Origin of the sequence: Ralstonia flaminis (assembly GCF_958415495.1) — a bacterium.
Taxonomy (GTDB): domain Bacteria; phylum Pseudomonadota; class Gammaproteobacteria; order Burkholderiales; family Burkholderiaceae; genus Ralstonia; species Ralstonia flaminis.
The window spans coordinates 164,052-188,038 of record NZ_CATZLL010000007.1 but is presented as its reverse complement, the minus strand read 5'-3'; the positions used below and the strand labels follow the sequence as shown (position 1 = coordinate 188,038).

Sequence of the window (23,987 nt, the reverse complement as noted above, 5' to 3'; positions counted from 1 at the left end):
CCACACGTTTCATCATGACGAACGACCCGCAGCAACTCGATATCGCCACGCTGGCGCGGTATCTGCAAGACCATATTCCCGGCTTCGAGGGCCCCGTCACTGCCGAGAAATTTTCCGGCGGCCAGTCGAACCCGACCTTTCTCCTGCGCACGCCAACAGCCCGCTACGTATTGCGCCGGCAGCCGCCGGGCGAGCTGCTGAAGTCTGCTCACGCAGTCGACCGCGAGTTCCGCATCCTGAGCGCGCTGTCTGGCACGGCGGTGCCGGTGGCGCGCCCGTATCACCTGTGTGAAGACCGCACCGTGATCGGCAGCCTGTTCTACGTGATGAGTTTCGAAGACGGGCGCATCTTCTGGAACCCCGCCCTGCCTGAACTCTCGCAAACAGACCGGACCGCTGCCTACGATGCCATGCTGCACACGATGGCGGCGCTGCACGACATCAACGTCGAGGCCGTTGGGCTGGCCGACTACGGCAAACCCGGCAATTACTTCGAGCGCCAGATCGGCGTCTGGACCAAGCAGTACCGCCTGGCGGAGACGGAACGGATTGACGCGATGGAGCGGCTCATCGAGTGGCTGCCCTCGGCCTGCCCGGCGGATGACGGCAAGCCGACCCTCGTGCACGGCGACTTCCGCCTCGACAACATGATGTTCGAGCCCAACAGCACGCGCGTGAAGGCGGTGCTCGACTGGGAGCTGTCGACACTAGGCAATCCGCTGGCAGACCTCGCGTACTTCTGCATGTGCCTGCGGCTGCCGTCGGGCTCGCACATTCCGGGGTTGGCCGGCCAGGACCGCGAAGCTCTCGGGATTCCGCAAGAGGCAGAGATGGTCGCGCGCTATTGCGAGTTGCGCGGCCTGCCGCCCATCGAGAACTGGCACTTCTATCTGGCGTTCAGCTTCTTCCGTCTCGCGTCCATTGCACAGGGTGTGAAGCGGCGCGCGCTCAACGGCAACGCCTCCAGCACGCAGGCCAGCAAGGCCGGCGACATGACCGGCCCACTGGCCGAAGCAGCTGTACGCCTGATCGACACCCAACACTGACACCACCGCGGTCAACCCGATTCCAACCATTGGAGGAACACAGCATGAGCACCAACCTGTTCGACCTGACCGGCAAAATCGCCCTGGTAACCGGCGCAAGCCGCGGCATTGGTGAGGAAATCGCCAAACTGCTCGCCGAGCAGGGCGCGCACGTGATCGTGTCCAGCCGCAAGCTGGCCGATTGCGAAGCCGTTGCAGAGAGCATTCGCGCAGCCGGCGGCAAGGCCGAAGCGCTCGCCTGCCATGTCGGCCGCATGGAAGACATCACGGCCACGTTCGAGTACATCCGCCGCACGCACGGCCGGCTCGACATCCTCATCAACAACGCGGCCGCCAATCCGCATTTCGGGCACATCCTCGACACCGATCTTGGCGCGTACGAGAAGACGGTGGAAGTGAACGTCCGCGGCTACTTCTTCATGTCGGTCGAAGCCGGCAAGATGATGAAGGCGCAAGGCGGCGGTGCGATCGTCAATACTGCATCGGTCAACGCTCTGCACCCGGGCGACAAGCAAGGCATCTACTCCATTACCAAGGCAGCGGTCGCCCACATGACGCGCGCGTTCGCCATGGAATGCGGGCCATTCGGCATCCGCGTCAACGCCTTGCTGCCGGGCCTGACCAAAACAAAGTTTGCCGGTGCGTTGTTCGAAGACAAGGCGACCTACGACCGCTGGATCAGCCAGATCCCGCTGCGCCGCCACGCCGAGCCGCGCGAGATGGCCGGCACGGTGCTCTATCTGGTGTCTGATGCAGCAAGCTATACCAACGGTGAGTGCATCGTCGTGGATGGCGGCATGACGGTCTGAGGACCTGTCTGCTCAAACCAGCTCAAATCAATCGGCTGCGTCGCGCATCAGGGTCATCAGTTGTTCGCGCAGCCACTGGTTGCCGGGGTCCCGGTCGACACTGCGGTGCCAGTAGCAGTGCCATTCAAGATCGGGAATCTCGAACGGCAGCTCAAGAATGCGCACGGGATAGCGCTGCAGCAGCCTGAGTGGTGCAGTCAGCACCAGATCGGTCCGCATGGCGATCAACGGCGCAACCATGTAGTGCTGAACGCGCATCCGGATGTTCCTGCGCAGACCGAGCCGCGTGAGCTCCGCATCCACATACCCGCTGCCCTTGCGACGGCTCGACACGTGGATGTGCCCCATCGCCAGATAGTCCTCCATCGACAGCACGCTGCCTTTGAACGGATGGTCATGGCGGATCATGCAGGCATAGCGGTCCCGCCCAAGCGCCGTCTGGCATAGCTGTGGGTCTGCAATGAGCGGAGCATCAATGGCCAGGGCGATGGAGCCGTTTGCAAGCGCAATCGGCACCTCGGCGCGGTCGGTGTAGTAACTGCGGATGTGCATGCCGGGCGCCTGTTGCTGGAGCCGTTCGCCAAGCGCGGGCAGCACTAGGGCTTCAGTCAGGTCGCTCATGCTGACGGGAAAGACGCGTTCCGACGCAGCCGGGTCAAACACATCGCCTTCATGCGCGCTGGCATCGAGCAACTGCAGTGCTTCGCGCACGCGGCCGATGATGTTTTCCGACATCGGTGTCGGTACCATGCCGGCGGGGGTGCTGACGAACAGCGGGTCATTGAAGGTCTTGCGCATGCGTGCCAGCGCGTTGCTGACGGCAGGTTGTGTAATGCACAGCGTTTCCGCCGCCCGCGTCAGGTTGCGGTGGTGGTAGATCGCTTCAAATACAACGAACAGATTCAGGTCAACCTTCGAAATGCGCATCGCCATGCCTCCTCGGCAGGGATCATAAGCGCTATCGAACACATGGCACCCATCGCCCATTGAAGGAACGATCAACGTGAGCACCCCTGCTGGCAAATCCATTCCCCATGCACCCGTCCAGCGCGTCGACTTTGGCCGCGTGTCTGTCTTCTTTGGCGAGAAGAGCGGAAAGTATCCCGACGGCAATCAGGTGCTGATCCGCGGCTCCGATACGCGCGCTGCATTCGACACGCCCATCGTCTCGAATCACATCGGGTCCGAGTTCGACGCGACCGAACTGGTCGTGATGGGCCACGCGCACGAAGACCACATGGCGGGCCTGCATCGCCTGCCTCATGCCAGCGTGTATGTGAACGAAGCTGATCTGACCGCCGTGCACAGTTGGGACGGCATGGTTGCCCATTACGGTCTGGACGAGGCACATGCCCCGGCCATGCTGGCAAACATCCAGCGGGATTTTTTCTACGTCCCCCGCCCCGATGCACTGGGCTACGCGGACGGCGCCTCATGGGATGTCGGCCAGACAACGATTCGCGCCTTCCACATGCCGGGTCACACCGCCGGCCACACCGTGCTGCTGGTCGAGCCGGAGGGCGTGGCCTTCATCGGGGACATCGACTTGACCGGCTTCGGGCCCTATTACGGCGATGCCTGCTCCAGCCTGCATGACTTCCGCCGCAGCCTTGCGCGGCTGCCGGAGATTCCGGCCAAGGTATGGGTCACGTCCCATCACCGGGGGGTCTATACCGATCGCGCGCACTTCCTGCGTGATCTCGCGGCCTACACGGCCAAGCTAGATGCGCGCGAGCAGCGCCTGCTGACATTGTTGAAGGCGTCACCCAAAACGCTCGAACAGCTGGTCGAACAGCGGCTGCTGTATCCCCCCGACTACGAGAGCCTATGGGCAGTGAGTGCCGAAACCCGCACCATCTCACAGCACTTGAGCGAGCTGCTGGCCGACGGCCGGGTGCAAGTGGACGCGCAAGGCGTCTACCGACCAAGCTAAGGCTGTCGACAGACAGCGGGCCAAGGCGCGGGTTTTCCTGAACTGCGGCATCAGAGTCATCCCCCTACAATGTGTGGTCATATAGATGAATAGTTGACCAACACGGTCCCCATGCCCGCCGACCTCCGCCTGCCCCGCTACCAGCAATTGCGTGACGACCTGGCCGCGCAGATCGCTCAACAGCACTGGCGCCCGGGTGACGCCATCCCCACCGAAGCCGAACTTGCGAAGACCTACAACGTGGCCGTCGGCACCGTGCGCAAGGCAGTAGATGTCTTGGTGGCCGAGGGGCTGCTGGAGCGCTTCCAGGGGCGCGGCACCTTCGTGCGGCGGGCCAGCTTTGCCAGCTCCCTCTTCCGCTTCTTTCGCTTCCAGAGCGAAACCGGCGAGCGACGCATCCCCGAGAGCCGCATCCTCAAACGCGACGTGCTCGACGCGCCCTCTGCGCCCGCCGCGGGTCTGCAGATCGAAACCGGCGCGCCGGTCATCCGCCTGACGCGCCTGCGCCTGCTGGACGGCGCACCGCTGCTGGCCGAAGAAATCTGGCTGCCACACGACCGCTTTGCGGACCTCGCCACGCTGGAACTGGGTGCCTTTGGCGATCTGCTCTACCCGCTGTACGAATCGCACTGTGGCCAGATCATCGCGAGCGCCGAAGAAACACTCACCGCCGAGGCCGTCAACGCCACCTATGCGCGCCTGTTGCGCATCCAGGCCGGTGATCCGGTCATGGTGATCGAACGTGTGGCACGCGGCTACGACCGCACGCCACTGGAGTGGCGGCGCTCGCGCGGCGCAGCGGCGCACTTCCGATACCACGTCGACATTCGATAGCGCCGCAGACGCCACACCCCATACCTACAAAACACAAACAGGAGACAACACCCATGCAGGCGAACCCTCCGCCGTTGCTGGACGTACGCGGCGTGACGCTGCAGTACAAGACGCGCCAGCATCTGGTCACGGCCACTTACCGCGTCGACTTTCAGGTCTACCCCGGCGAGCGCTACATCCTGCTGGGCCCGTCGGGCTGCGGCAAATCGACGTTGCTCAAGGCCATTGGCGGCTACCTCACGCCCACCGAAGGCGAGATCCGCCTGAAGGGCCAGCCCGTCACCAAGCCAGGGCCCGATCGCATGATGGTGTTTCAGGAGTTTGACCAACTCCTGCCGTGGAAGACGGTAAAGGAGAACGTGCTGTTCCCGCTGCTCTCCACAGGCAAGCTGGGTGCACGCGAGGCGGAAGAACGCGCGCTGCACTACATCAACAAGGTCAACCTCACCAAGTTTGCGGACCACCATCCGCACATGCTCTCGGGCGGGATGAAGCAACGCGTGGCCATCGCACGCGGCATGGCGATGGAGCCCGACGTGCTGCTAATGGACGAGCCGTTTGCCGCGCTCGATGCGCTTACGCGCCGCAAGATGCAGGACGAACTGCTGCAACTGTGGGACGAGACGCGATTCACTGTGCTGTTCGTCACGCACTCGATTCCGGAAGCGATCCGCTGCGGCAGCCGCATCCTGATCCTCTCGCCGCATCCGGGCCAGGTACGCGCAGAACTGCCGAGCCTCGCGCGCGGCGACGACGACCCCGAGCGCTTCAAGGCGCTTGAAGCCGAAATCCACAACATGCTGTTCGACCGCGCGGTGGAGGAAACCCATGCAGACTGAAACCCTTTCCATGCCCACCGCGAACGTGAGTGACCGCGAGCCGGTGTACCGCACGCCTGTGGCGTTCGAGCGCATCGGCGTGGTCGAAAAGCCGCTGTCGATTGCGGAGCGTTTGTATGAACAGGCATGGCTGCGCAAGCTGGTGATCCTGATTGTGCTGGCACTGGTGTGGGAAGGCGGTGCGCGCTGGCTCGACAACCCACTGCTGCTGCCAACGTTCTCCGACACGGCGCAAGCGCTGTGGGCTGGCCTTGCCAGCGGCACTCTGTTTGCGCGCATCGGCACCTCCATGCAGACGTTGCTGGCCGGCTACGCGCTAGGCCTCGCACTGTCGTGCGCGCTGGTGGTGCTGGGCATCAGCAACCGGCTCGGCCAGGACTTCCTGGAAACGCTCACCGCCATGTTCAATCCGTTGCCGGCCATTGCCCTACTGCCGATCGCGCTGGTGTGGTTTGGCCTGGGCAACGGCAGCCTGATCTTCGTGATCGTGCACTCGGTGGTGTGGGCCGTGTCGCTCAACACGCATGCGGGCTTTCTGTCGGTGTCGAACACATTGCGCATGGTGGGCCGCAACTACGGCCTCTCCGGCATGGGGTACCTGACCAAGATCCTGATTCCGGCAGCGTTCCCCTCCATCCTCACTGGCCTGAAGATCGGCTGGGCATTCGCATGGCGTACGTTGATTGCGTCGGAACTGGTGTTTGGCGTCAGCTCCGGCCAAGGCGGCCTCGGCTGGTACATCTACGAAAACAAGAACCAACTGCAGATTCCGGAAGTGTTTGCGGGCCTGCTGACCGTCATCATTATCGGCCTGCTGGTGGAGAACCTGGTGTTCCGCACACTGGAAGCGCGCACCGTAAAGCGCTGGGGCATGCAGAACTAAGCCGGACAAACCCTGGCGCCAACCCAAGCACACCAACGGTTTGGCCGTACCCTGCCCTAGATGGCGCCTTGGATTTTTGTTGCAGAGAGGAAAAAGGAAGGGGAACTGTCTGAGCGCAGCGAGTTTTCCCCTTCCCCTCTCTGCGACAGAAATTCAAGGGATGGGTCGCCATCTCGGGCGCGCCTTTCTTTGCTCCCTTTCTTTGGCAAGACAAAGAAAGGGAGTCGGCCCCGGCAGGGGACGAAACACAGGATGCACCACCAACATAACGATCAACGAACACAAGGAGACACCAGATGCAGCAAACCCGCCGCAACATCCTCCGCCTCACCATGGCAGCCACGCTGGCAGCATCGCTCTTCGGCGGCGTCATCAACGCAGCGCACGCTGAAGCCAAGGAAGTCCGCATCTCCCACGGCTACGGCATCCTCTACCTGCCCATCATGGTCATGTCCAGCGAGCACCTGCTGGAAAAGCAGGCCAAGGCCGCCGGCCTGGGCGACGTCAAGGTCAGCTACCGCATTCTCGACGGCGGCAACGTCATCAACGACGCCATGCTCTCCGGCGCGCTCGACATCGCCTCGCTGGGCGTGCCGGGCTTCCTCACCCTGTGGGACAAGACACGCGGCAGCGCCATGGAAGTCCGCGGCCTGTCGTCGCTCAGCTCATCGTCGATGTACCTGATGACGCGCAACCCGAACGTAAAGACCTTGGCCGATTTCTCGGACAAGGACCGCATTGCCGTGCCCGGCATCAAAACGTCACTGCCAGCCGTGGTGCTGCAGATGGCCGCCGCCAAGACCTTCGGCGACAAGCAATTCAACAAGCTCGACCCGATCACCGTACCGCTGCCCCACCCGGACGCCACCGCCGTCATGCTGGCCGGCGGCAGCCAGATCAACAGCCACATGGCATCACCGCCGTTCTCATATGCCGAGGCCGCAGCGCCCGGCCTGCACCGCGTGTTCAACACGGTCGACGTGCTCGGCAACATCACGCTGGACATGACCTACACCAGCAAGAAGTTCTACGAAGCCAACCCGAAGCTGTCGGCAGCATTCGTGGCGGCGCTGGATGAAGCCAATGCACTCATCGCCAAGGACAAGACGAAGGCGGCGCAAATTTACATTGCGCAATCGAAGGTGAAGAGCTCGCCGGACGAGGTGAAGAAGATCCTCGACGACCCGGATTCGCGCTTCACGACCACCCCGGTGGGCGTGGCACACTACGCCGAATTCATGCAGCGCGTGGGCACCATCAAGAACAAGCCGGCCGCGTGGAAGGACCTGTTCTTCCCGACGGTGCAGAACCGGCAGGGTTCCTAAACGACAACGCGACAACGCGCCGCACGCAGCATTCGCACGGAGGCATCCATGACCCTACGCATCGTCCGGCTCGGCGAGCCGCGCCAACCCGATGAAGGGCTGCGCATCGGCACCGTGCGGCGCCCGCCGCGCGGCGTGCCCAAAGAAGAATTCGCCAGCCGCGATTTCTACGATGTCTGGATGCCTCTGCTCTCTCCCACGCCCGAACTCGTCAAGCAGGCCCAGGCCGCACAAGCCGCGCACGATGACAAGGGCTGGCAGACGTTCGTGCGCCACTTCCGCACCGAAATGCGCGACGGCGATGCGGCACGCACGCTCGACATGCTGGCCGCGCTGTCACATCAGACCAACCTCTCGGTCGGCTGCTATTGCGAAGAGGAAGCCCATTGCCATCGGTCCGTGTTGCGCGCGTTGTTGACGGAGCGCGGCGCGAACATCGCTGACTAGGACGTCTTCGCATTGCACGCTGCATCTTCGCCGCCCAGCACAAGGAGTCTTCATGCCCCGTATTCCAAGCGCATCCCGTCTCCACATGGCTTCCGCTGCCATGCTTGCATTGGCATGGACCGCAACGCAGACCGCCTTTGCGCAGACCGTACCCGACACGCTTCAACCCGCCGGCACCCACCACACCGTTGCCAGCCTGTCGGCAACCGGCGTACAGATCTACGTCTGCAAGCGCGACGGTGACAAACCGCTCGCGTGGGCATTCAAGGCACCGCTGGCGGATCTGTATGACGCGTCCGGTAAACTGGTCGTCAAGCATGCCGCCGGCCCGAGCTGGGAAGCGCCCGACGGCAGCAAGATCACGGGCAAGGTCATGCGGCAGGCAGCCAACACGGCAGAAGCCGGCGCTATTCCGCTGCTCCTGCTGCAAGCAACCACCGTTGGCGGCTCAGGGCTATTGAGTGGCGTGCACTATGTGCAGCGGCTGCAGACACACGGCGGCATCGCACCCGCACAACCCTGCACGGAAGAAGGGCAGGAAGGCCGCAGCCCATACCTGGCGCAATACGTCTTTCTCGACTGACATCGCCGTCGACATCACCTGTGCCGTACCCTGCGTGGGTGACGCCGCATCACTGGGGCAGACCTATAACGAAGACACGCGCGACCGGCACCCTGCCGCATCCTGCCATGTCATGCCGTCGCCGTTTCAGGAGTCCCATCATGGGCCGCCGCTACATTGATTGCCGCGCCTTCCCCAGCGAGAACAACTGCTCGGTCGCCATCAGCGCCGACAGCGATACCGAGTTGCTGGAGGCCGCCGTGCAGCACGCTGTGTCCGTGCACAAGCACACCGACTCGCCCGAGCTGCGCGCGCAACTGCAGACCCTCTTCAAGGACGGCACCCCCTCCGCCGAACGGCCGCCCATGGCGACCGCGTGACGGTAGTGGTACCCCGCTCCGCCTTCAGCTGCGCGGAATGCGACGTTGATATTCGTCGTGCAGCCGCGCAAACGTCTGCCAGAAGCTGACAGGGCTGCGCTCGGCCAGGCGGTCAGCCAGTACCCCAAGGTGGGTGTGCCAGCCGCCCGACACGCTGACCATCTCGTCGCGATTGGGCAGGCGGGAATGCGTGACGGTCAGGCGCACGTCATCGCCTTCCTGCGCGAGTTCGAAGCGCACCTCCGATGGCACCTCACCGCCGCCGGGCCACGTATAGGCGAGCAGATGCGGCGGGGCATAAGCCAACACACGCGCGGTCATCAGGTGCTCTCCGTCGTACCGCGCAAACTCGGGCGGCGGCGGGTCGTCGTGGCCAGTCAGCTTGCTGTTGTGAAAACGATGCTCGACGCTGCCACCCACGTGCGGCTCGATCTCGCCATAGGCCAGCCATTGGCCGCGCTTGTCGGAATCCACCAGATAGCTCCACACGCGCTCGATGGGCCCAGGCAGCACGCGCTCCAGGCGCACGGTGTCGGATGCAATGCGGGTGCCGTAGTCATTCATCGTTCTCTCCTTGGTGAAATGCATGCGGCGCCAGTCAAACGGCCGGCCCACGCGTCATGGCTTGGGTGGTACTGGTGCCTGTTCTGTCGCCACCTCGGCACGCAGCGCGGCTTCCAGGGCATCGAGCCTGCCGCTCCAGAACTGCTCGTAGTGGCGCATCCACTCCATCCCGGCGTGCATGGGCATGGCGTCGAGGCTGCAGACGTGCGTACGGCCCTGCACGCTGCGCCGCACCAGGCCGGCTTTCTCCAGCACCTTGATGTGCTTGGAGGCGGCGGCCAGTGAAATATCGAACGGCGCCGCAAGATCACCCACGGTACGGGGCTGTTCAGCCAGGCTGTGCAGCATGGCCCGCCGGGTCGGGTCGGCCATCGCATGGAAGACCGCGTCGAGCTGATCGGAAGAATATTTAACCATGTGGTTGAATTTAGTTCGCAAACACCGAACTGTCAACCAAATGGTGAAATGTTTTTGAAGCGGGGGAATGACGGATAACGGCGCTAGCGGCGCGCGGACGATGCCAGCATCAACCGCACCACATCGCACTGGCTATGCGTGTTGGTCTTGCGATAGACGTGCTTGAGGTGCGTGCGCACCGTGTCGAGCGAAATACCCAGCGTGCGCGCAATGCACGCCGGATCCGCACCGCGCGCGAGGAGATCGGCCACGTCAGCTTCGCGCGGGGTCAGGCGAAATGCGTCGGTCAGCCACAGGCTGGGGGATTGCGCAGGCGCGATGCCGGCACGGGCAGCAACGCGTTGCCAGCAAAGCGGCAGCGCTTGCGCAAGATGCGGCAGCAGGTCCCGCGGCGCTGAACGCTTTGCCGACAACGGCACGCCATGCACGCGATAGTCCAGCCACACCGCACCGCGCACTTCAGCATCGGCCAGCGGCCACGCATCCACCCCATCGCAACGTGCCGCATGCAGCAGTAGATCCGCCGTATGCGCACCTTGAGAGGCCGCCCAATGCAGACGACCATCCACCCGCCAACGGACCATAGCCGCAGCATGATCCGCGCTGCAGACATCGCGCAGCACGTTCATGATGCCCACGGCATCACCCGCGCACGCCGCTTCGTAACACCGGCGCAGCACGGTTGCCGAGGCATGGGATGGCATGGCGGCAAAACGCGGCATGGATGGATGCCCAGTACAGACTGCTAGAACTCGCGGCCGGTCGGCCCCGAGAGACCCATTGCAAAAAGGGATTTCATTATAGAAAGCGCGCCTGCCGGCGCGCTGAGGCGTTTGCCCTAGGCCGGAATCTCAGGCCAGCGCGCGGCGCGCCATCCACCTGGCCCGCAAGTGGTCGTATGCGAGATTGAAGAAGAAGGTGTACGGCAGGAAGAACAGCATGATGCCGATGTCGATCACGAAGGCTTCCCACAGGCTCACGTTCAGCCACCATGCGCCCAGCGGCACCAGCATGATGACCAGGCCGCCCTCGAACAGGCAGGCATGCACGACTCGCACGGCCAACGTGCGTGTGAGCTTGTAGCGATGCTCCACACGCTCGAAGAGCGCGTTGAAGATCATGTTCCACACCATCGCAACGCCGGCAAACATGAGGGTCAGTGCACCCATGTGTGCAAGCGACACGCCCATCAGCCAGCTGAACAGCGGCGCACAGATGATGGTGGCGAGAAGCTCGAAGGTCAGCGCGTGGAAGACGCGCTCAACAGGGGTTTTGGCTGGGACTTGCATGGCAGGGCTCCGATGAATGGGCGTGATTTTCATCGGCAAAAGCAAGTCTATCCAGTTCGATAGTATCGGTTTTTCCGATATATTGAGCGGATACCGCCACCTGGAGCCCACCATGCGTCACTCCCCTGAAGCGCTGCTGGCTTTTGCAGAAGCCGCCACGCTCGGTTCGTTCTCGGCGGCGGCGCGCAAGCTGGGCAAACGGCAATCGACCATCAGCGAGGCGATCGGCAACCTGGAGATCGACCTGGGCCTGACGCTGTTCGACCGCAGCACGCGCCAGCCGACCCTTACCGAGGCCGGCCACGCCATGCTCACGCAGGTGCGCCGCGTGCTTGAAGCCGGCGAGCGGATGGACCGCCTGGCCGCGCAGATGGCGGGCGGCCTGGAAGCGCGCCTCACCCTGGTGGTGTCCGACACGTACCAGTCCGACCGCTACGAGCAAACCCTCGCTGCGCTAGAACAGCGCTTTCCCGACCTGGAACTCGAATGCCTGATCGCCGAGTACGAAGACGTGGTCGACATCATCCAGCAGGGCCGTGCTCAGTTGGGGCTGGTGGCAACGCAGCCGGCCTATCCGCCCGACATTGGTGCGGCCACCATTGCCGAGCAGTCTGAAATCGGCCTCTTTGTCGGGCGGCAGCATCCGTTCGCGCAATACGGTGATGCAGAAGTGCCGCACGCGGTGCTGCGCGAGACGCGCGAGTTGCGCCTGAATACCTTTGTCGATCCGGTCGGCCCGCGTGCGGAGACCACGCCCGTGCGCAGCCTGCGCCGGTGGTCTGCGCCGAGCTATCTGATGCTGCTGGAAATGGCCGTGCTGGGCTTTGGCTGGACGGAGCTGCCACGCTGGCTGGTCGACCACTTTGCCGCTGACCGCTTGCATGAGGTGCGCGCACGCGGCTGGCCCCGCCAACTACCGGTCGATGTAGTGTGGTCACGCAAGCGCACGCTCGGCCAGGCCGGCGCGTGGCTGCTGGAGACGATGCTGGCGGAGACGGCGTAAGCGCGGCTTACTCGTCCAGCCGCTCGATGATCAGGCGCGAGAGCCGCGCCGTCTGCTCTTTCGAGAGCGAGAACTCCACACCAAACGACGGAAATGCAGATGCCGGCGCACCCAGCGCAGGCGAGCCGCTGGCGACACGCCCCGTGATGGAGAAGTCTTCTTGCTGCCCATCCACGTAGGCGCTGAAGTCCAGGTTCAGCCAATCGCCGGGCTGGAACACGGCACCAACGCTTTGCACCAACGCACCGTTGAGGCAGATATCGCGGATGATGGCGACACGGTCTGCGGCCGTTGCCGGTTGCCCCTCCGCGCGCATCGTCGCACCAATGCGAACCTGCACGCGCTTTGCCTTGCGCAACTGCACCTTGTGCACCTTGGTCGGCATCGCAAGAACGATGTATGGCGAGGGAAACTGCCCCAACGCCGCCACGCTGCACAGCATGCTGACCACCGCGCGCCCAGAGAAGCCGCGCAGCAGCAGCACATCACGAATCTCGGGACGCAGCGTGCGCTTGGCATCGGCGGGCTGCGTGATGAACAGCGCCTCGCCTTCGATGTAGCCAATCAAGCGGCACGGCAAGGGGCCTCGCACGGGGGCGGATTTTTCCTGAACCTGCAGGATGGTGCCGATCGACAGGCCGGTTGCGCCCAAGCGCGGCTTACCCTCTGCCGCTTCGCCCGGTGGCGCGACGGTGACATCGCCTGGCTGGTCGGAGACCATCACCGGGCCATGATGAAACAACAGTCGCGCGTCTTCCGTATCAGGCACAACCGCCCCAGCCGGCAACAGCAGCCTTCCTCCACTGTCCGCCAGGGCAAACGGCAGTGGCTGGCCAATCGGTACGTCTTCCTGCGTGAGTTGCCGTGTAGGCTGGGTCATAGCTGGCGTTAGGGCGCGTGTTTCAGAGTTATATCCAAGGCCTGTGCCTTGGCAGGTATGACGACCATTTTGCAACAATGGCTGGCAAACGCGCGGAGATCAACTGCTGCGCGTTGCCCTTTGCCTGACACACATCAACACCAAGCGTTTGCGTCACCCCGCCAGCGCGGTCGCTTCAATCTCGACGGCCAGACCGTAGTGCAGCGTCGGCACCGGCACCACGGCGCGCGCCGGGCGCAACTCGCCAATCCAATCGCGGTACAGCGCGTCGAAGGCTGGCCAATGCGTTTCCATGTCGGTCACGTACACGCGCACCTGTACGAGGCGCGTGCGGCTGGTGCCCGCAGCCGCGAGCACCGCGTCGAGGTTGGCGAGCACCTGACGCACCTGCGTCTCGAACGGCGCATCGACCAGCTTCTCGCCCGTGGGCGTGACCGGAATCTGCCCTGCCACAAACACGAAACCATGGGCGCAGACAGCGTGTGAATAATGCCCAGCCGGCGGACGCAAGTCCGGCGCGTTCAGGTAGCGCGCGTCGCTCATGCGGCCACCTCCTTGCCCTTGTAGATCATCGTGCCTCGGTGGTGTCGGTGGCTGGCGGCATTCGCGGCCGTGCGCATCCCCGCTGTGCGGGGCCCCTGCTTACTGCTCATACCGCCCCAGCACGAGCTTGGCGAAGTGCTGCAGGTCCACATTGCCGCCCGAGAGAATCACGCCGACGCGTTTGCCGCGCACGTCCACCTTGCCGGTCAGTGCAGCAGCAGCGGCCAGACCGCCGGTGGGTTCGACCACCGCCTTCATGCGGCTGGCGAAGAACTGCATGGTGCTTACCAGTTCTGCGTCGCTCACGGTGACGATGTCGTCGACCAGCTCGCGGATCACTGCAAACGTGTAGTTGCCCAGATGCTGGGTCTGCGCACCGTCGGCCAGTGTCTTGGGCGTATCGATGTGGACGATTTCGCCCTTGCGGAAGCTCTGCTGGCCGTCGTTGCCGGCCTCGGGTTCCACGCCGATGATCCTGCACGCTGGGTTCAGCGCGCGCACCGCCGTGGCGGTGCCCGAAAGCAGCCCGCCACCGCCCAGCGGTGCGAGCACCACGTCGAACGGGCCCGCCTCTTCGATCAGTTCCTTAGCGGCCGTGCCCTGCCCGGCCATCACATGCGGATGATCGTACGGCGGGATGAGCGTCAGGCCGTGTTCTTCCGCCAGCTTGCGGCCGATGGCTTCGCGGTCTTCGGTGTAGCGATCGAAGAACACCACCTCACCGCCGTAGCCACGCGTGGCTTCCACCTTCACGACCGGTGCGTCCTTGGGCATGACGATCACGGCGCGCATGCCAAGCAGCCGTGCCGACAGCGCAATCGCCTGCGCATGGTTACCCGACGAGAACGTGATCACGCCCGCTTTGCGCTGCTCCGGCGTGAACTGCGACAGCGCGTTGTACGCACCGCGAAACTTGAATGCGCCCATGCGCTGGAAGTTCTCGGCCTTGAAGAACAGCTCGGCGCCGGTCGTGGCGTTGGCGGTGCTCGACGTCAGCACGGGCGTCTTGTGAGCAACGCCTTGCAGGCGGGCGTGGGCGGCAACAACGTCGTCGTAGGAAATGGGCAGACTCATGGCGGGCTCAGGTTGGAGTGTTCTCGGGAAGGTAGGTGTAGACAGTGGAGCGCGCTACGCCCAGCGTTTGCGCAACCTCTGACAGCGCGCGGCGCAGGTTCAGCAGGCCGCTGGCCTCCAACTCGCGCATGGCTTCGCGGCGCTGGTCCAGCGTCATGGTCATGGGCGTGGTGTTGCGTGCGGCGGCAAAGCGTTCGAGTGCGGCGCGCACGTCTTCCACGCGGCGGGAGGTGAGCGATTCGGGCACCGGCGGTACCGCCACGTCCACGCGCATCAACTGGGTAAGCCCCGCCGTCACGGCACCGAGCATCGACACATCCATGTTCAGACAGATGGCGGCCACGTAATCACCGCGACTGTTCTTCAAGCCGATGGATGTGCTCTTGGCCGGCCGCCCGTCGGGAAACCGGTTGGCGTAGTTCTCAATGACTTCGGGAAAGTCCGGGTCGGCCATGCGCGCCAGACCCAGCTCGGTCACGGCATCGCCCACCTGACGGCCCGAGAGGTTGTTGGCGATGGCGACAACGGAATGATCAGGGTCGGTCAGGTCATGCAACACGACCTCCACCAGTGGCGCCAGGGTCTTGCCCAGCGCCTCGACGATCTTGCGGCCTTCGCGCAGCAGAAGGTGGTTTTCTTCAGCGAGTGTCATGGCATTGACGATACGTCAGTTACTGACATTTCGTCAATATCATGTGGCCTACTCAAAACTCTGCTTACTGGGCGGGCGCGTTGATGAAGCGCACCAGCGCCGTCATGGTCGGCTCAGGCGCTTCTTCCATCAACCAGTGGCCAGAGCCCTTGACGGTGACGCCGTTCACGTTCGTGGCCACCAGCTTGGCCTGCTCGATCAGGAAGGCGCCGGAAGCCTTCTCACCCGCCAGCACGAGCATCGGCATCTTGAGCGGCGTCTTGGCAAAGCCGGCAAAGTCCTCCGCATCCTGCGGGAAGGTGTGGAAATACTCGAACCCCGCAGCCATGCGGCCCGGTTGGCCGTAAGTGCGCGCATAGAACTGACGATCGGCCTCGGGCACCGAGTGCGTCGGATCGGCGGCAAAGTCGTTCCAGAAGTGCTCGAAGTAGATGCGCTCACGGCCCTGCACCAGCTTGAGCGGCGTGTCGCCATAGAAATGGAAGTGCCACAGGTCGCGCAGCAGCCAGACCTTCTGCCAATCCCCCACGCCCGGCAGGAAGGCATCCATGAGGGTGATGCTTTCCACCTCATCGGGGTACTGCGCGGCGTAGGCGTACGCCACCATCAGGCCGATGTCGTGGCCGACCAGCTTGACCTTGTGGTAGCCCATGGCCTGCACCATGGCGTGGATGTCCTGCGCGAGCGTCTTCTTGTCAAAGCCCGAGGCGGGAATCGACGACGTGCCGGCACCCGGCAGGTCTGGCGCCAGCACCACGCGGCGATCGGCCAGGCGTGGGATCAACGGCAACCACATATGACTGGTCTCGGCATAGCCGTGCAGCAGCACGACGGGGGTTTCGGGGCCATTGCCGGCTTGCAGCGTGTGGATCTGCAGGCCGGCGGCATCGACGATGCGGTCGTGCACAGCGGGGGCGGCCTGCGCCTGCAGTGCGGCCAGACCGATCAGCGCGGCGCCCAGGTGGCGCGCCAGGGTAGGAAGAATCTTCATGATGGTCTCCAGCGCGAGCCGCATACAGCGTGCGTGCGGCCCGCAGGAACAAGGGGATGGGCTTAGAGCTGGCTCATGCCGCCGTCGGCAATGATTTCCGTGCCGACGATGAAGGCCGATTCCGGCGCCGACAGGTGCAGCACCGTGGCGGCAATCTCTGCGGGCTGGCCAAAGCGGCCCAGCGGAATCTGGCTCTGGATCTGCGCGGCCGTGGCAGCCAGCGCATCGGCAGGCAGGCCGAGCTTGCCGTAGATGGGCGTGCTGACCGGGCCGGGGCTGACCACGTTGACGCGGATGCCCGAGCTGAGCAGTTCACCCGACAGCGTCTTGGCCAGCGAGATCAACGCCGCCTTGCTCGCCGCATACACCGACGAATTCGGCATGCCGATGCGTGCGTTGATGGAGCCATTCAACACGATCGAGGTGCCCGGGTTCAGGATGGGCAGCAACGCCTGAATCTGGAAGAACGCACCCTTGACGTTGGCGTTGAAGGTGGCGTCCCACATGGCCTCCTCCACGTCCGCCACGGCTGCAAACTTGGCCATGCCTGCGTTGATGAAGACGGCGTCCAGACGCACACCGGCTTCCTGCAACTGGCGTGTCAGGTCGCGTGCAGCAGCCACGGTGCCGGTTTCGTTGCGGATGGCAATCGCATTGCTGCCAAGCGTGGCGCGCGCCGTCTCCAGCGCTGCTGCATCACGCCCGGTGATGACCACGTGCGCGCCTTCCTGCGCAAATGCCTGGGCGGCTGCCAGGCCAATACCGCTGTTGCCGCCAGTGACCAGAACGGTCTTGCCTTCGAAGCGATTCATGATGTCCTCCAGTAGGAAAGTTGAACTTGAACAATCGCGTGACTGCAGTGTGGACGGGGGCAAGCGGTTTGCCATACGATCCGGACGATGAACATGTTCGAAGGAATTGCACATGTTGACGGACGAAGAATTGGCTTTGCTGGAGGCCATCCGCCAGACGGGCAGCCTGTCGCGCGCGGCGGCGCAACTGGGCAAGGCGCCCTCCACCGTGTCGTATGCGGCGCGGCAGTTGGAGCAGCGTTTCGACGCCCTGCTCTTTGATCGGCGCCGCTACCGGCTGCAGCTCACGCGCGCCGGGCTACTTCTGACCGAAGAGGCCGCGCGGCTGGCGCAGGATGTGTCGCGTGTGACGCAGCGCGTGCGGCAGGTGGCCAACGGCTGGGAAGACCGGCTATGGATCGTGACCGACGAGTTGCTGGAGTTCGAGTCGCTCATGCCCGTCATGCACGCGTTTGACGCATTGCAATCAGGCGTGGCGCTGCGCGTTACGCATGAGGTGTTGGCGGGCACGTGGGAAGCGCTGCGCGACGGCCGCGCCGACTTGGTCATCGGGGCAACCAACGAGCCGCCGGCCATCCCCAACTTGGGGTGGTTTGAACTGGGCGTGGTGGAGTGGGTGTTTGCGGTGTCACCGCGCCATCCGCTGGCGGCCATCCAGGCGCCACTCACGCGCGAGGAAATCGCCCGGCACCGCGGCGTAGTGGTGGCTGATTCCTCGCGCCAGATGGCCGGCCGCGCCTATGGCACCGTCGGCGGGCAAACCACGCTGGCCGTGCCGAGCATGCACGCCAAGACGCTCGCGCAGCGTGACGGCCTGGGCGTTGGCTGGCTGCCGAAACATCGGGTGACGTCGCTCCTTGCACGCGGCGAGCTGGTGGAAAAACGCACCACCGACCCGCGCGAGCCCAACCTGCTCTACGTCGGCTGGCGCAGCGGCGATGGACTTGACGAAGGCAGAGCGCTCCAATGGTGGCTGGAGCAACTGCGTCAACCACGCCTGGCCAAGCGTCTCGTGCAAGGCATCGACGCCTTCGCCTGAAGATTCGCCCTGCCGGGTGATCTCGCCTATGCTGGGATGGCGCTGGCGCCGCATCGCACAAAACCGGCGCATCATCCACAGGCCGCCAACTGTTGCGGAATGATCAACACCGGGGCATTTGCCCTCAGACAAACCCTCGGTTTGGTCAACGCAAGTATTCCCCCGGCGTTAATCGGTCACGCACGTATCTCCGTGCCTCGTTGAGGGTCTCGTTATGAAACTGTCTGCGTTGATGTTTTCGATGGGCGCGCTGGTAATGGGCTCGGCGTTTGCGCAAGGCACCGCCGCGCCGGCCACGGCACCGGCCGCAGCACCTGCCGCTGTCCACGCGGTTTGCAAGGACGGCACACCGTATTCCGGTGCAACGCTCAAGGGGGCCTGCCATGGCCACGGCGGCGTAGACAAGAAGGCCAGCGCTGCCGGCGCCTCCGCCCCTGCAGCACCGATGGCCGCAGCGCCCGCCGCAGCCGCCCCGGCCATGCCTGCAGCTCCGGCCGCCCCCGCCGCAGCCACCGCACCCGCCGCCAAGCCAGCGGCAGCAGCAGGCGCTGTCGCCCCCGGCGGCGGCCCCGACAAAGTTTGGGCCAACACCACCACCAAGGTCTACCACTGCCCGGGCGACCGCTACTACGGCAAGACCAAGCAAGGCTCGTACATGACGGAGGCCGATGCCAAGGCCCAAGGCATGCACCCGAGCCACAACAAGGCCTGTACCAAGTAAGCCGAATCCGTCGCGCTCGGAACGTCTAGAGCGCGCCCTGCACGCCGCGGCCCACCTGGGTCGCGTCGTACTCCTTTTCTGCCTCACCGTTGCACCGCATGCCCCCCCGCTACGAACATCCTTCCACCGCCCTCCAGCGCCCCGACCACTACGCGCCGTTGAGCGCGCCGCCACTGCCTGCGCAGCAACGCGTGCTGCGTGACGTGATTGCGGGGTTCTCGATCGCCGGCCTGCTGCTGCCCGAAGCCGTTGCGTATGCAGGGATTGCCAGCCTGCCGCCACAGGCCGGGTTGATCGCACTGCTCTCGGGGCTGGTGGTGTATGCGCTGGTCGGATCGAGCCGCTTTGCGATTGTGTCGGCCACATCGTCGTCGGCAGCCGTGCTGTTTGCGACGGTGCTGTCAGAACCTGGGAACGCGGGCACGGCGCTCACGCTGGCGTCGGCGCTCATCGTTGCCACAGGCTTGCTGTTCATCCTCGCAGGCGTGGGGCGGCTGGGCGGCATGTCGGATTTCATCGCGCGGCCCGTGCTGCGCGGCTTCACCTTTGGGCTGGCGCTGACGATTGCCATCAAGCAGTTGCCGAAGATCCTCGATGTGGCGGTACACCACAGCGACACGCCGCGCATTGCGCTCGACCTGCTCAGCAGCGCAGCCAGCGCCAACCCTTACAGCACGACACTGGGTGCCGTGGCGCTTGCGTTGCTGTTTGGCCTCGGGCGCTGGGGGGGCCGCATTCCGGCCACGCTCGTCGTCATCGTACTGGCCATTGCGGCGGGCTACTGGCTCGACTGGCATGCGTATGGCATTGCCGTGGTCGGCCACATCGACTTGCAGAACATCACCTTCGGCGTGCCGGATCTTGGCCGTGCGGAGTGGATGCAAAGCTTCGAACTCGGCTTCGCGCTCATGCTCATCCTCTATGCCGAGTCGTATGGCTCCATCCGCAACTTCGCGCTCAAGCACGGCGATGGCATCTCCGCCAACCGAGACCTCGTCGCGCTGGGTTGCGCCAACCTGCTCTCTGGCCTGCTGCACGGCATGCCGGTAGGTGCCGGGTATTCGGCGACCTCCGCCAACGAGGCCGCGGGTGCGCAATCACGCCTGGCCGGGCTTTGCGCGGCAGCCGTGGTGGCGCTGATTGTCTGGCTGTTCCTGCCGCAACTGGCGCGCATTCCCGAGCCGGTACTGGCGGCCATCGTGATCTTTGCGGTCAGCCACTCGCTGCACCCGAGCGTGTTCAAACCGTACTGGTCGTGGCACCGGGATCGGCTTGTGGTGATTGCCGCCCTGCTTGCCGTGCTGGTGCTGGGCGTGCTGCACGGGCTGCTGGCCGCGATTGGCGTCAGCCTGCTGCTGACGCTGCGCAAGCTTTCCGAGCCGACCGTCAGCCTGCTCGGCCGTCTGCGCGACAGCCATGACTTTGTTGACGTGTCCTTGCACCCCGATGCCAAGCCGCTGCCTGGCGTGCTGATCGTGCGGCCAGAAGTGCCGCTGTTCTTCGCCAACACGGAGCGCGTATTGGGCAAGGTGCGCACGCTGATGCAGGCACCGCAGCAACCGCCACTGCGCGCAGTCATGCTGAGCCTGGAGGAAACACCCGACGTGGACGGCTCCGCCATTGAGGCGCTGCGCATCTTTGCTGCGGAATGTACGGCGCGCGGTTTGCAGTTGATGTTCGTGCGGCTCAAGCCGCGTGCACTGACGGTACTGCAACGTGCCACGGATGACACGCTGCGGCCCGAGATGCTGCACGAGCTGAGTGTGGATGAGTGTGTGCAGTCGTTGGCGGAAGACGGCGCCGGCCGCTGACGGCGGACTCAGTCGCCACCACCACCCCCACAACCACCGCCGTCGCCGCCGCAACCGCTGCTATCGCCACCAGCTCCGGCGCAACCACTACTGCCACCACAACCACCGTCGCGCTTTCTGCCAAAGCCCTCGATGGAGCCGTCAATGCGGCGACTGGCAAAATCAGCGCCGCATTGCATGACCTCGCCACCGGGCAGGATGGCGGCGCAATCCGGCACGTAGTGAAAGCCATTGGGAATGGCAAGTTGGTGGTCGATGGCAAACAGCAGCGGCAGCCGATCGGGATTGCGCGGGTTGATCGACTCCTCCCGGCAAGCCCACCACCATGTGCGGCGCAGCCCGACGTTGGAACGCTTGCGCAACGGCGAGAGTGCGGCAGAGGGCAAGTGGTGCAGAAACTTGCCGAATGCACGTCGGCAGAAATCGCGGTATTCGCGTGTGTAGAGAATGAACTCGTGCCACAGGTCATCGACCACGCGCGAGGGCATCGACACGTAGTCGCAATCACTGCGCAGGTGGACAAGGAAGAACTGTCGCAACCCGCGCACGACCTGCTCGCGCTGGGCCGGGGTCAGATCGGGATGCTTCTCGGCAAAGCGCTCCAGCAGGCCTGGCGGCCAGCGGTAGTTCTGGATAAACGCTTCACGATGTTCGCTCTTGAAGCGCCCTCGCACTGAAAATGCAGCCAGCGTGGCAACCAGGCCAACCACGATGACCCCGGTTTGGAGTGCTGCCATCCGATCCCCCCGAATCGCGCTAATAGGCGCGGTCATTATGCCGCGCCATCGCGGCCCGCAACGTTATGCGTCCGTAACGCCCGCGGGGTCTTGGTCGGCGGTACTTGGCAGCACGCGTAACTAGTACTGATAGATCAGCTGAAACCCACCCGTCACGCCAGCCGTGTGGAACGTAGCCGGCTTGTAGATTGGCGTGCCGACAAACAAGTCGTACGAGATGGACCCGACCGACGTCCCCCAACCGCCTCGCATACCGATCACTGCACCGGCCAGCTGGGTACCGGCGAGGCCCGATGCTGCCGGCCCATACACGCGCCCGTAGTCCACACCGCTGTAGAGCGATAACCCTGTATTGCCGATCGGCGCCTGGAGTTCGTTCCGCCAGTAGAAGCCTTTGTCACCGGCGAGCAGCGTTTCACCGTCAAAGCCGCGAACGGTGTAGCGGCTGCCGATCGTCAGCGTATCGATCGAGTACAGGCGATCGTTGGTGAACTGGCCGCGGAACGTGGTCACGTAACGCAGGGGCTGCGCGCCCACCTTGAAGGGCACTGACAGGTTGGCATCCGCCACCAGCATCCGGTAGCGCCACGTGGGGCCGCCGCCATCGGCCAGCGTGTCCTCCTGCGCGCCCAGATCACCCACGCCCTGCCGGACCATCAGGCTGCCGTCGAACTGTGCAGCGCCGAAGTAGTGGCGATCCGTCAGCCCCGCCTCGACAATGGTGTTGTTGCGCCGCTGTTGAGGGATCTCCGTGTCTTCGATGAAGCTCTTGCCGAAGCGCTTGGACAAGCGGAACTGCACCCCTAGCACATCGTTCTGCGAGCGTTCGATCACGCGCTGCAGCTTGAAATCGAGGTTCTGCGAATTGCCGCTCGATACGAAGGTCTGGTTGACCCCCGCGATCTGCTGGAAGTACGTGCTGGAATAGGCAGAGATGGTCGCCGTCCAGTACCCCCACGGCATCGAGTAGAAGCCGTTCCAGCCATGCGTGCCGTGGCCCTTATTGCTGAAATCCAGGTCTTGGTTGTAGCCGATGTTGAACAGGTCATTCAGGCCGAGCGGATTGTCGATGCTCACGCTCAGGTTGCCCTGCAGCCGGCCGGTCGACTTTGTGCCGGAGTTATCGACAGAAGCCACCACCGTCCACGGCTTGGCGCGTTTGACCGAAATCACCACATCGCTCACGCCCGGGGCCTGGGTCGGCTCGATCTGCATGTCGACGTCCTGGCTGGCGACGCGCTTCATCTGCTCCAGGCCCTGTTCCAGATCGCGCAGGTTGAGCAGATCGCCCGCGCGCACGGGGAAGGCGGTCTTCCAGGTGCCGCGCATCGCTGGATCAGCAAAACGCACTTCGCCGATAAGGCCGGGCACCAACGCTAAGTGCAGCGCGCCGCTGGAGAGGTTCTGCTGTGGAACCAGCACGCGGGTGGTGACATACCCACGGCTCAGGATCGCTTGCGATACGCCTTTGACGAGAAGTTGCACGCCGTCCTTGCCGATGCATTGACCGCGATAGTGGTCCAGCCATGCCCGGGCGAAAGTGAAAGCGTCTTGCGGCAGGTCCGATGCGCCCTTCGCTCGCGCGGCTTCCGACAGGTCTGGTGAGACCTCCAGTGCGAAACGTTCGATTCGGAAGCACGGCGTTTCAGCGGGAAGCGCGGGAAACTCGACGGGCTCAGCCTGCTGGGCGCGGACCGTTGGGACCTGCACGGTTTGTTCGCGTTCGCGGGCGTCTTGTTGTTGGCGTAGGCGTTGTTCCTGCTCTGCGTTGGCAGCGGCGGCGGATTGCCCGACGGTGCCTGGGGTTGTTTGAGCAAAAACGACATCACTTACGAGTCCCGCCCCGCCCACCAGCGCCAGGATGGTGGGCAATATTCTTTTTGCAAACTGCATGAACGTTCTACTGATGGAGTGTTGCTTACAACGACGAGATGGATAACCCTCACCGCACCCTGAGCATCACCATTGAAGTTAATTTCCTGGACCGATTCAGCCTAAAACTCCCCCACAATTCTCACACCAGAATCATCTTTGATCGCATAAACCTCCTCCATCTGAAATGACAATATAAAAAAAGCCTCCGTTCTTTTATCAATCATTTCCAGAAATTTATGCATTTCCAAACTGCACTTTTCATACTCACCGATCACATAATAGAAGCTCGCTCTAACCCCTATTTTCCAATTTTTCGCAAAATCCGCCCCTTCCGTTCTTGGGGCTACCTGCCCCTCGTCCGCCACCCATCTCACAATCGCATACATGTTCGATTCCGGAAAATTCCCACGGATACTACCCATATCCTCCTCGTACACTAAAAAATGCATGTCTTGCAAGATGCCAAGCACACAACCCTTGTCAGCCCGAACATCAATTTCGATATCAAGAGAAAAAGACAA

At 63.7% G+C, this 23,987-nt stretch carries 28 protein-coding genes; 14 read left to right on the top strand and 14 right to left on the bottom strand.

From position 1 onward, the window contains the following. Window positions 1-14: 14 nt before the first annotated feature. Together R2N11_RS13165 and R2N11_RS13160 are read left to right on the top strand one after the other, a co-directional pair. Window positions 15-1,046, top strand: a complete 1,032-nt coding sequence (locus tag R2N11_RS13165) for a phosphotransferase (protein ID WP_316681357.1) — start codon at window positions 15-17, stop codon at window positions 1,044-1,046. Window positions 1,047-1,090: 44 nt separating this feature from the next. Beyond that, window positions 1,091-1,855: an SDR family oxidoreductase gene (locus R2N11_RS13160; protein ID WP_316681356.1), complete on the top strand. Its 765-nt coding sequence runs from the start codon at window positions 1,091-1,093 to the stop codon at window positions 1,853-1,855. A 27-nt stretch (window positions 1,856-1,882) separates the two neighbouring features. Here R2N11_RS13160 and R2N11_RS13155 read toward each other — a convergent pair whose 3' ends face one another. Continuing rightward, window positions 1,883-2,782, bottom strand: a complete 900-nt coding sequence (locus R2N11_RS13155) for a LysR family transcriptional regulator (protein WP_316681355.1) — start codon at window positions 2,780-2,782, stop codon at window positions 1,883-1,885. A 76-nt stretch (window positions 2,783-2,858) separates the two neighbouring features. Here R2N11_RS13155 and R2N11_RS13150 point away from each other — a divergent pair, with 76 nt between their 5' ends. The 8 genes from R2N11_RS13150 to R2N11_RS13115 all read left to right on the top strand — a co-directional run bounded on the left by R2N11_RS13150 (window position 2,859) and on the right by R2N11_RS13115 (window position 9,058). Next, window positions 2,859-3,788 carry an MBL fold metallo-hydrolase gene (locus R2N11_RS13150; RefSeq protein WP_316681354.1) on the top strand — a complete coding sequence of 310 codons (930 nt, stop codon included), beginning with the start codon at window positions 2,859-2,861 and terminating at the stop codon, window positions 3,786-3,788. 111 nt (window positions 3,789-3,899) lie between these two features. After that, the gene (locus R2N11_RS13145; protein WP_199030708.1) at window positions 3,900-4,622 is read left to right on the top strand and encodes a GntR family transcriptional regulator; all 723 of its coding nucleotides are present in this window, start codon (window positions 3,900-3,902) and stop codon (window positions 4,620-4,622) included. Between the two features lie 53 nt (window positions 4,623-4,675). Continuing rightward, complete coding sequence (locus R2N11_RS13140; protein WP_048933644.1) at window positions 4,676-5,461, top strand: ABC transporter ATP-binding protein; 786 nt, start codon at window positions 4,676-4,678, stop codon at window positions 5,459-5,461. Beyond that, window positions 5,451-6,344, top strand: a complete 894-nt coding sequence (locus R2N11_RS13135) for an ABC transporter permease (RefSeq protein WP_199030710.1) — start codon at window positions 5,451-5,453, stop codon at window positions 6,342-6,344. Before R2N11_RS13140 ends, R2N11_RS13135 begins: the two co-directional genes overlap by 11 nt. Window positions 6,345-6,640: 296 nt before the next feature. Next, window positions 6,641-7,669, top strand: a complete 1,029-nt coding sequence (locus R2N11_RS13130; protein ID WP_316681353.1) for an ABC transporter substrate-binding protein — start codon at window positions 6,641-6,643, stop codon at window positions 7,667-7,669. Window positions 7,670-7,717: 48 nt separating this feature from the next. Beyond that, complete coding sequence (locus tag R2N11_RS13125; RefSeq protein ID WP_199030712.1) at window positions 7,718-8,116, top strand: DUF488 domain-containing protein; 399 nt, start codon at window positions 7,718-7,720, stop codon at window positions 8,114-8,116. A gap of 52 nt (window positions 8,117-8,168) precedes the next feature. Then, window positions 8,169-8,699, top strand: a complete 531-nt coding sequence (locus tag R2N11_RS13120) for a DUF3455 domain-containing protein (protein ID WP_199030713.1) — start codon at window positions 8,169-8,171, stop codon at window positions 8,697-8,699. A 140-nt stretch (window positions 8,700-8,839) separates the two neighbouring features. Further along, window positions 8,840-9,058, top strand: coding sequence for a DUF1059 domain-containing protein (locus R2N11_RS13115; protein ID WP_199030714.1), 219 nt, complete (start codon window positions 8,840-8,842; stop codon window positions 9,056-9,058). Between the two features lie 24 nt (window positions 9,059-9,082). Here R2N11_RS13115 and R2N11_RS13110 read toward each other — a convergent pair whose 3' ends face one another. The 4 genes from R2N11_RS13110 to R2N11_RS13095 form a co-directional block, all read right to left on the bottom strand. Beyond that, window positions 9,083-9,622, bottom strand: a complete 540-nt coding sequence (locus R2N11_RS13110; RefSeq protein ID WP_199030715.1) for an SRPBCC family protein — start codon at window positions 9,620-9,622, stop codon at window positions 9,083-9,085. Window positions 9,623-9,676: 54 nt separating this feature from the next. Further along, window positions 9,677-10,039 (bottom strand): ArsR/SmtB family transcription factor, encoded by a 363-nt coding sequence (locus tag R2N11_RS13105; RefSeq protein ID WP_316681352.1) that lies wholly within the window; start codon window positions 10,037-10,039, stop codon window positions 9,677-9,679. 83 nt (window positions 10,040-10,122) lie between these two features. Beyond that, complete coding sequence (locus tag R2N11_RS13100) at window positions 10,123-10,761, bottom strand: helix-turn-helix transcriptional regulator (RefSeq protein ID WP_199030717.1); 639 nt, start codon at window positions 10,759-10,761, stop codon at window positions 10,123-10,125. A gap of 129 nt (window positions 10,762-10,890) precedes the next feature. Further along, complete coding sequence (locus tag R2N11_RS13095; RefSeq protein ID WP_199030718.1) at window positions 10,891-11,328, bottom strand: multidrug/biocide efflux PACE transporter; 438 nt, start codon at window positions 11,326-11,328, stop codon at window positions 10,891-10,893. Between the two features lie 112 nt (window positions 11,329-11,440). Here R2N11_RS13095 and R2N11_RS13090 point away from each other — a divergent pair, with 112 nt between their 5' ends. Further along, entirely contained in the window at window positions 11,441-12,331 is an 891-nt protein-coding gene (locus tag R2N11_RS13090) for a LysR family transcriptional regulator (protein WP_199030719.1), read from the top strand. Window positions 12,332-12,338: 7 nt separating this feature from the next. Here R2N11_RS13090 and R2N11_RS13085 read toward each other — a convergent pair whose 3' ends face one another. The 6 genes from R2N11_RS13085 to R2N11_RS13060 all read right to left on the bottom strand — a co-directional run bounded on the left by R2N11_RS13085 (window position 12,339) and on the right by R2N11_RS13060 (window position 17,283). Next, a complete protein-coding gene (locus R2N11_RS13085; RefSeq protein WP_199030720.1) occupies window positions 12,339-13,211 on the bottom strand; it encodes a PilZ domain-containing protein in 873 nt (290 codons plus the stop codon). 153 nt (window positions 13,212-13,364) lie between these two features. After that, the gene (locus R2N11_RS13080) at window positions 13,365-13,754 is read right to left on the bottom strand and encodes a RidA family protein (RefSeq protein ID WP_199030721.1); all 390 of its coding nucleotides are present in this window, start codon (window positions 13,752-13,754) and stop codon (window positions 13,365-13,367) included. 99 nt (window positions 13,755-13,853) lie between these two features. Continuing rightward, complete coding sequence (locus R2N11_RS13075; protein ID WP_199030722.1) at window positions 13,854-14,828, bottom strand: threo-3-hydroxy-L-aspartate ammonia-lyase; 975 nt, start codon at window positions 14,826-14,828, stop codon at window positions 13,854-13,856. Between the two features lie 7 nt (window positions 14,829-14,835). Beyond that, window positions 14,836-15,480, bottom strand: a complete 645-nt coding sequence (locus tag R2N11_RS13070) for a helix-turn-helix transcriptional regulator (RefSeq protein WP_199030723.1) — start codon at window positions 15,478-15,480, stop codon at window positions 14,836-14,838. Window positions 15,481-15,544: 64 nt separating this feature from the next. Beyond that, a complete protein-coding gene (locus R2N11_RS13065; protein ID WP_316681351.1) occupies window positions 15,545-16,471 on the bottom strand; it encodes an alpha/beta fold hydrolase in 927 nt (308 codons plus the stop codon). Window positions 16,472-16,533: 62 nt separating this feature from the next. Then, window positions 16,534-17,283 carry an SDR family oxidoreductase gene (locus R2N11_RS13060; RefSeq protein WP_199030725.1) on the bottom strand — a complete coding sequence of 250 codons (750 nt, stop codon included), beginning with the start codon at window positions 17,281-17,283 and terminating at the stop codon, window positions 16,534-16,536. 112 nt (window positions 17,284-17,395) lie between these two features. Here R2N11_RS13060 and R2N11_RS13055 point away from each other — a divergent pair, with 112 nt between their 5' ends. From R2N11_RS13055 to R2N11_RS13045, 3 genes are all read left to right on the top strand, one after another. Continuing rightward, a complete protein-coding gene (locus tag R2N11_RS13055) occupies window positions 17,396-18,322 on the top strand; it encodes a LysR family transcriptional regulator (RefSeq protein WP_199030726.1) in 927 nt (308 codons plus the stop codon). A 214-nt stretch (window positions 18,323-18,536) separates the two neighbouring features. Continuing rightward, the gene (locus tag R2N11_RS13050) at window positions 18,537-19,043 is read left to right on the top strand and encodes a DUF3761 domain-containing protein (protein ID WP_199030727.1); all 507 of its coding nucleotides are present in this window, start codon (window positions 18,537-18,539) and stop codon (window positions 19,041-19,043) included. 98 nt (window positions 19,044-19,141) lie between these two features. Continuing rightward, on the top strand, window positions 19,142-20,854 hold the full coding sequence (locus R2N11_RS13045) for a SulP family inorganic anion transporter (RefSeq protein ID WP_316681350.1): 1,713 nt from the start codon (window positions 19,142-19,144) through the stop codon (window positions 20,852-20,854). An 8-nt stretch (window positions 20,855-20,862) separates the two neighbouring features. Here the strand turns inward: R2N11_RS13045 and R2N11_RS13040 are convergent, their stop codons facing one another. From R2N11_RS13040 to R2N11_RS13030, 3 genes are all read right to left on the bottom strand, one after another. Beyond that, window positions 20,863-21,591 (bottom strand): glycine-rich domain-containing protein, encoded by a 729-nt coding sequence (locus R2N11_RS13040; protein ID WP_316681349.1) that lies wholly within the window; start codon window positions 21,589-21,591, stop codon window positions 20,863-20,865. Window positions 21,592-21,711: 120 nt separating this feature from the next. Beyond that, window positions 21,712-23,484, bottom strand: a complete 1,773-nt coding sequence (locus R2N11_RS13035; RefSeq protein ID WP_316681348.1) for a ShlB/FhaC/HecB family hemolysin secretion/activation protein — start codon at window positions 23,482-23,484, stop codon at window positions 21,712-21,714. A gap of 101 nt (window positions 23,485-23,585) precedes the next feature. Then, window positions 23,586-23,987, bottom strand: a complete 402-nt coding sequence (locus R2N11_RS13030; RefSeq protein ID WP_316681347.1) for a hypothetical protein — start codon at window positions 23,985-23,987, stop codon at window positions 23,586-23,588.

Coding starts and splice junctions, on each gene's coding strand:
- R2N11_RS13165 (WP_316681357.1), top strand. CDS start 15: ATGACGAACGACCCGCAGCAACTCGATATCGCCACGCTGGCGCGGTAT.
- R2N11_RS13160 (WP_316681356.1), top strand. CDS start 1,091: ATGAGCACCAACCTGTTCGACCTGACCGGCAAAATCGCCCTGGTAACC.
- R2N11_RS13155 (WP_316681355.1), bottom strand. CDS start 2,782: ATGCGCATTTCGAAGGTTGACCTGAATCTGTTCGTTGTATTTGAAGCG.
- R2N11_RS13145 (WP_199030708.1), top strand. CDS start 3,900: ATGCCCGCCGACCTCCGCCTGCCCCGCTACCAGCAATTGCGTGACGAC.
- R2N11_RS13140 (WP_048933644.1), top strand. CDS start 4,676: ATGCAGGCGAACCCTCCGCCGTTGCTGGACGTACGCGGCGTGACGCTG.
- R2N11_RS13135 (WP_199030710.1), top strand. CDS start 5,451: ATGCAGACTGAAACCCTTTCCATGCCCACCGCGAACGTGAGTGACCGC.
- R2N11_RS13130 (WP_316681353.1), top strand. CDS start 6,641: ATGCAGCAAACCCGCCGCAACATCCTCCGCCTCACCATGGCAGCCACG.
- R2N11_RS13125 (WP_199030712.1), top strand. CDS start 7,718: ATGACCCTACGCATCGTCCGGCTCGGCGAGCCGCGCCAACCCGATGAA.
- R2N11_RS13120 (WP_199030713.1), top strand. CDS start 8,169: ATGCCCCGTATTCCAAGCGCATCCCGTCTCCACATGGCTTCCGCTGCC.
- R2N11_RS13115 (WP_199030714.1), top strand. CDS start 8,840: ATGGGCCGCCGCTACATTGATTGCCGCGCCTTCCCCAGCGAGAACAAC.
- R2N11_RS13110 (WP_199030715.1), bottom strand. CDS start 9,622: ATGAATGACTACGGCACCCGCATTGCATCCGACACCGTGCGCCTGGAG.
- R2N11_RS13105 (WP_316681352.1), bottom strand. CDS start 10,039: ATGGTTAAATATTCTTCCGATCAGCTCGACGCGGTCTTCCATGCGATG.
- R2N11_RS13100 (WP_199030717.1), bottom strand. CDS start 10,761: ATGCCGCGTTTTGCCGCCATGCCATCCCATGCCTCGGCAACCGTGCTG.
- R2N11_RS13095 (WP_199030718.1), bottom strand. CDS start 11,328: ATGCAAGTCCCAGCCAAAACCCCTGTTGAGCGCGTCTTCCACGCGCTG.
- R2N11_RS13090 (WP_199030719.1), top strand. CDS start 11,441: ATGCGTCACTCCCCTGAAGCGCTGCTGGCTTTTGCAGAAGCCGCCACG.
- R2N11_RS13085 (WP_199030720.1), bottom strand. CDS start 13,211: ATGACCCAGCCTACACGGCAACTCACGCAGGAAGACGTACCGATTGGC.
- R2N11_RS13080 (WP_199030721.1), bottom strand. CDS start 13,754: ATGAGCGACGCGCGCTACCTGAACGCGCCGGACTTGCGTCCGCCGGCT.
- R2N11_RS13075 (WP_199030722.1), bottom strand. CDS start 14,828: ATGAGTCTGCCCATTTCCTACGACGACGTTGTTGCCGCCCACGCCCGC.
- R2N11_RS13070 (WP_199030723.1), bottom strand. CDS start 15,480: ATGACACTCGCTGAAGAAAACCACCTTCTGCTGCGCGAAGGCCGCAAG.
- R2N11_RS13065 (WP_316681351.1), bottom strand. CDS start 16,471: ATGAAGATTCTTCCTACCCTGGCGCGCCACCTGGGCGCCGCGCTGATC.
- R2N11_RS13060 (WP_199030725.1), bottom strand. CDS start 17,283: ATGAATCGCTTCGAAGGCAAGACCGTTCTGGTCACTGGCGGCAACAGC.
- R2N11_RS13055 (WP_199030726.1), top strand. CDS start 17,396: ATGTTGACGGACGAAGAATTGGCTTTGCTGGAGGCCATCCGCCAGACG.
- R2N11_RS13050 (WP_199030727.1), top strand. CDS start 18,537: ATGAAACTGTCTGCGTTGATGTTTTCGATGGGCGCGCTGGTAATGGGC.
- R2N11_RS13045 (WP_316681350.1), top strand. CDS start 19,142: ATGCCCCCCCGCTACGAACATCCTTCCACCGCCCTCCAGCGCCCCGAC.
- R2N11_RS13040 (WP_316681349.1), bottom strand. CDS start 21,591: ATGGCAGCACTCCAAACCGGGGTCATCGTGGTTGGCCTGGTTGCCACG.
- R2N11_RS13035 (WP_316681348.1), bottom strand. CDS start 23,484: ATGCAGTTTGCAAAAAGAATATTGCCCACCATCCTGGCGCTGGTGGGC.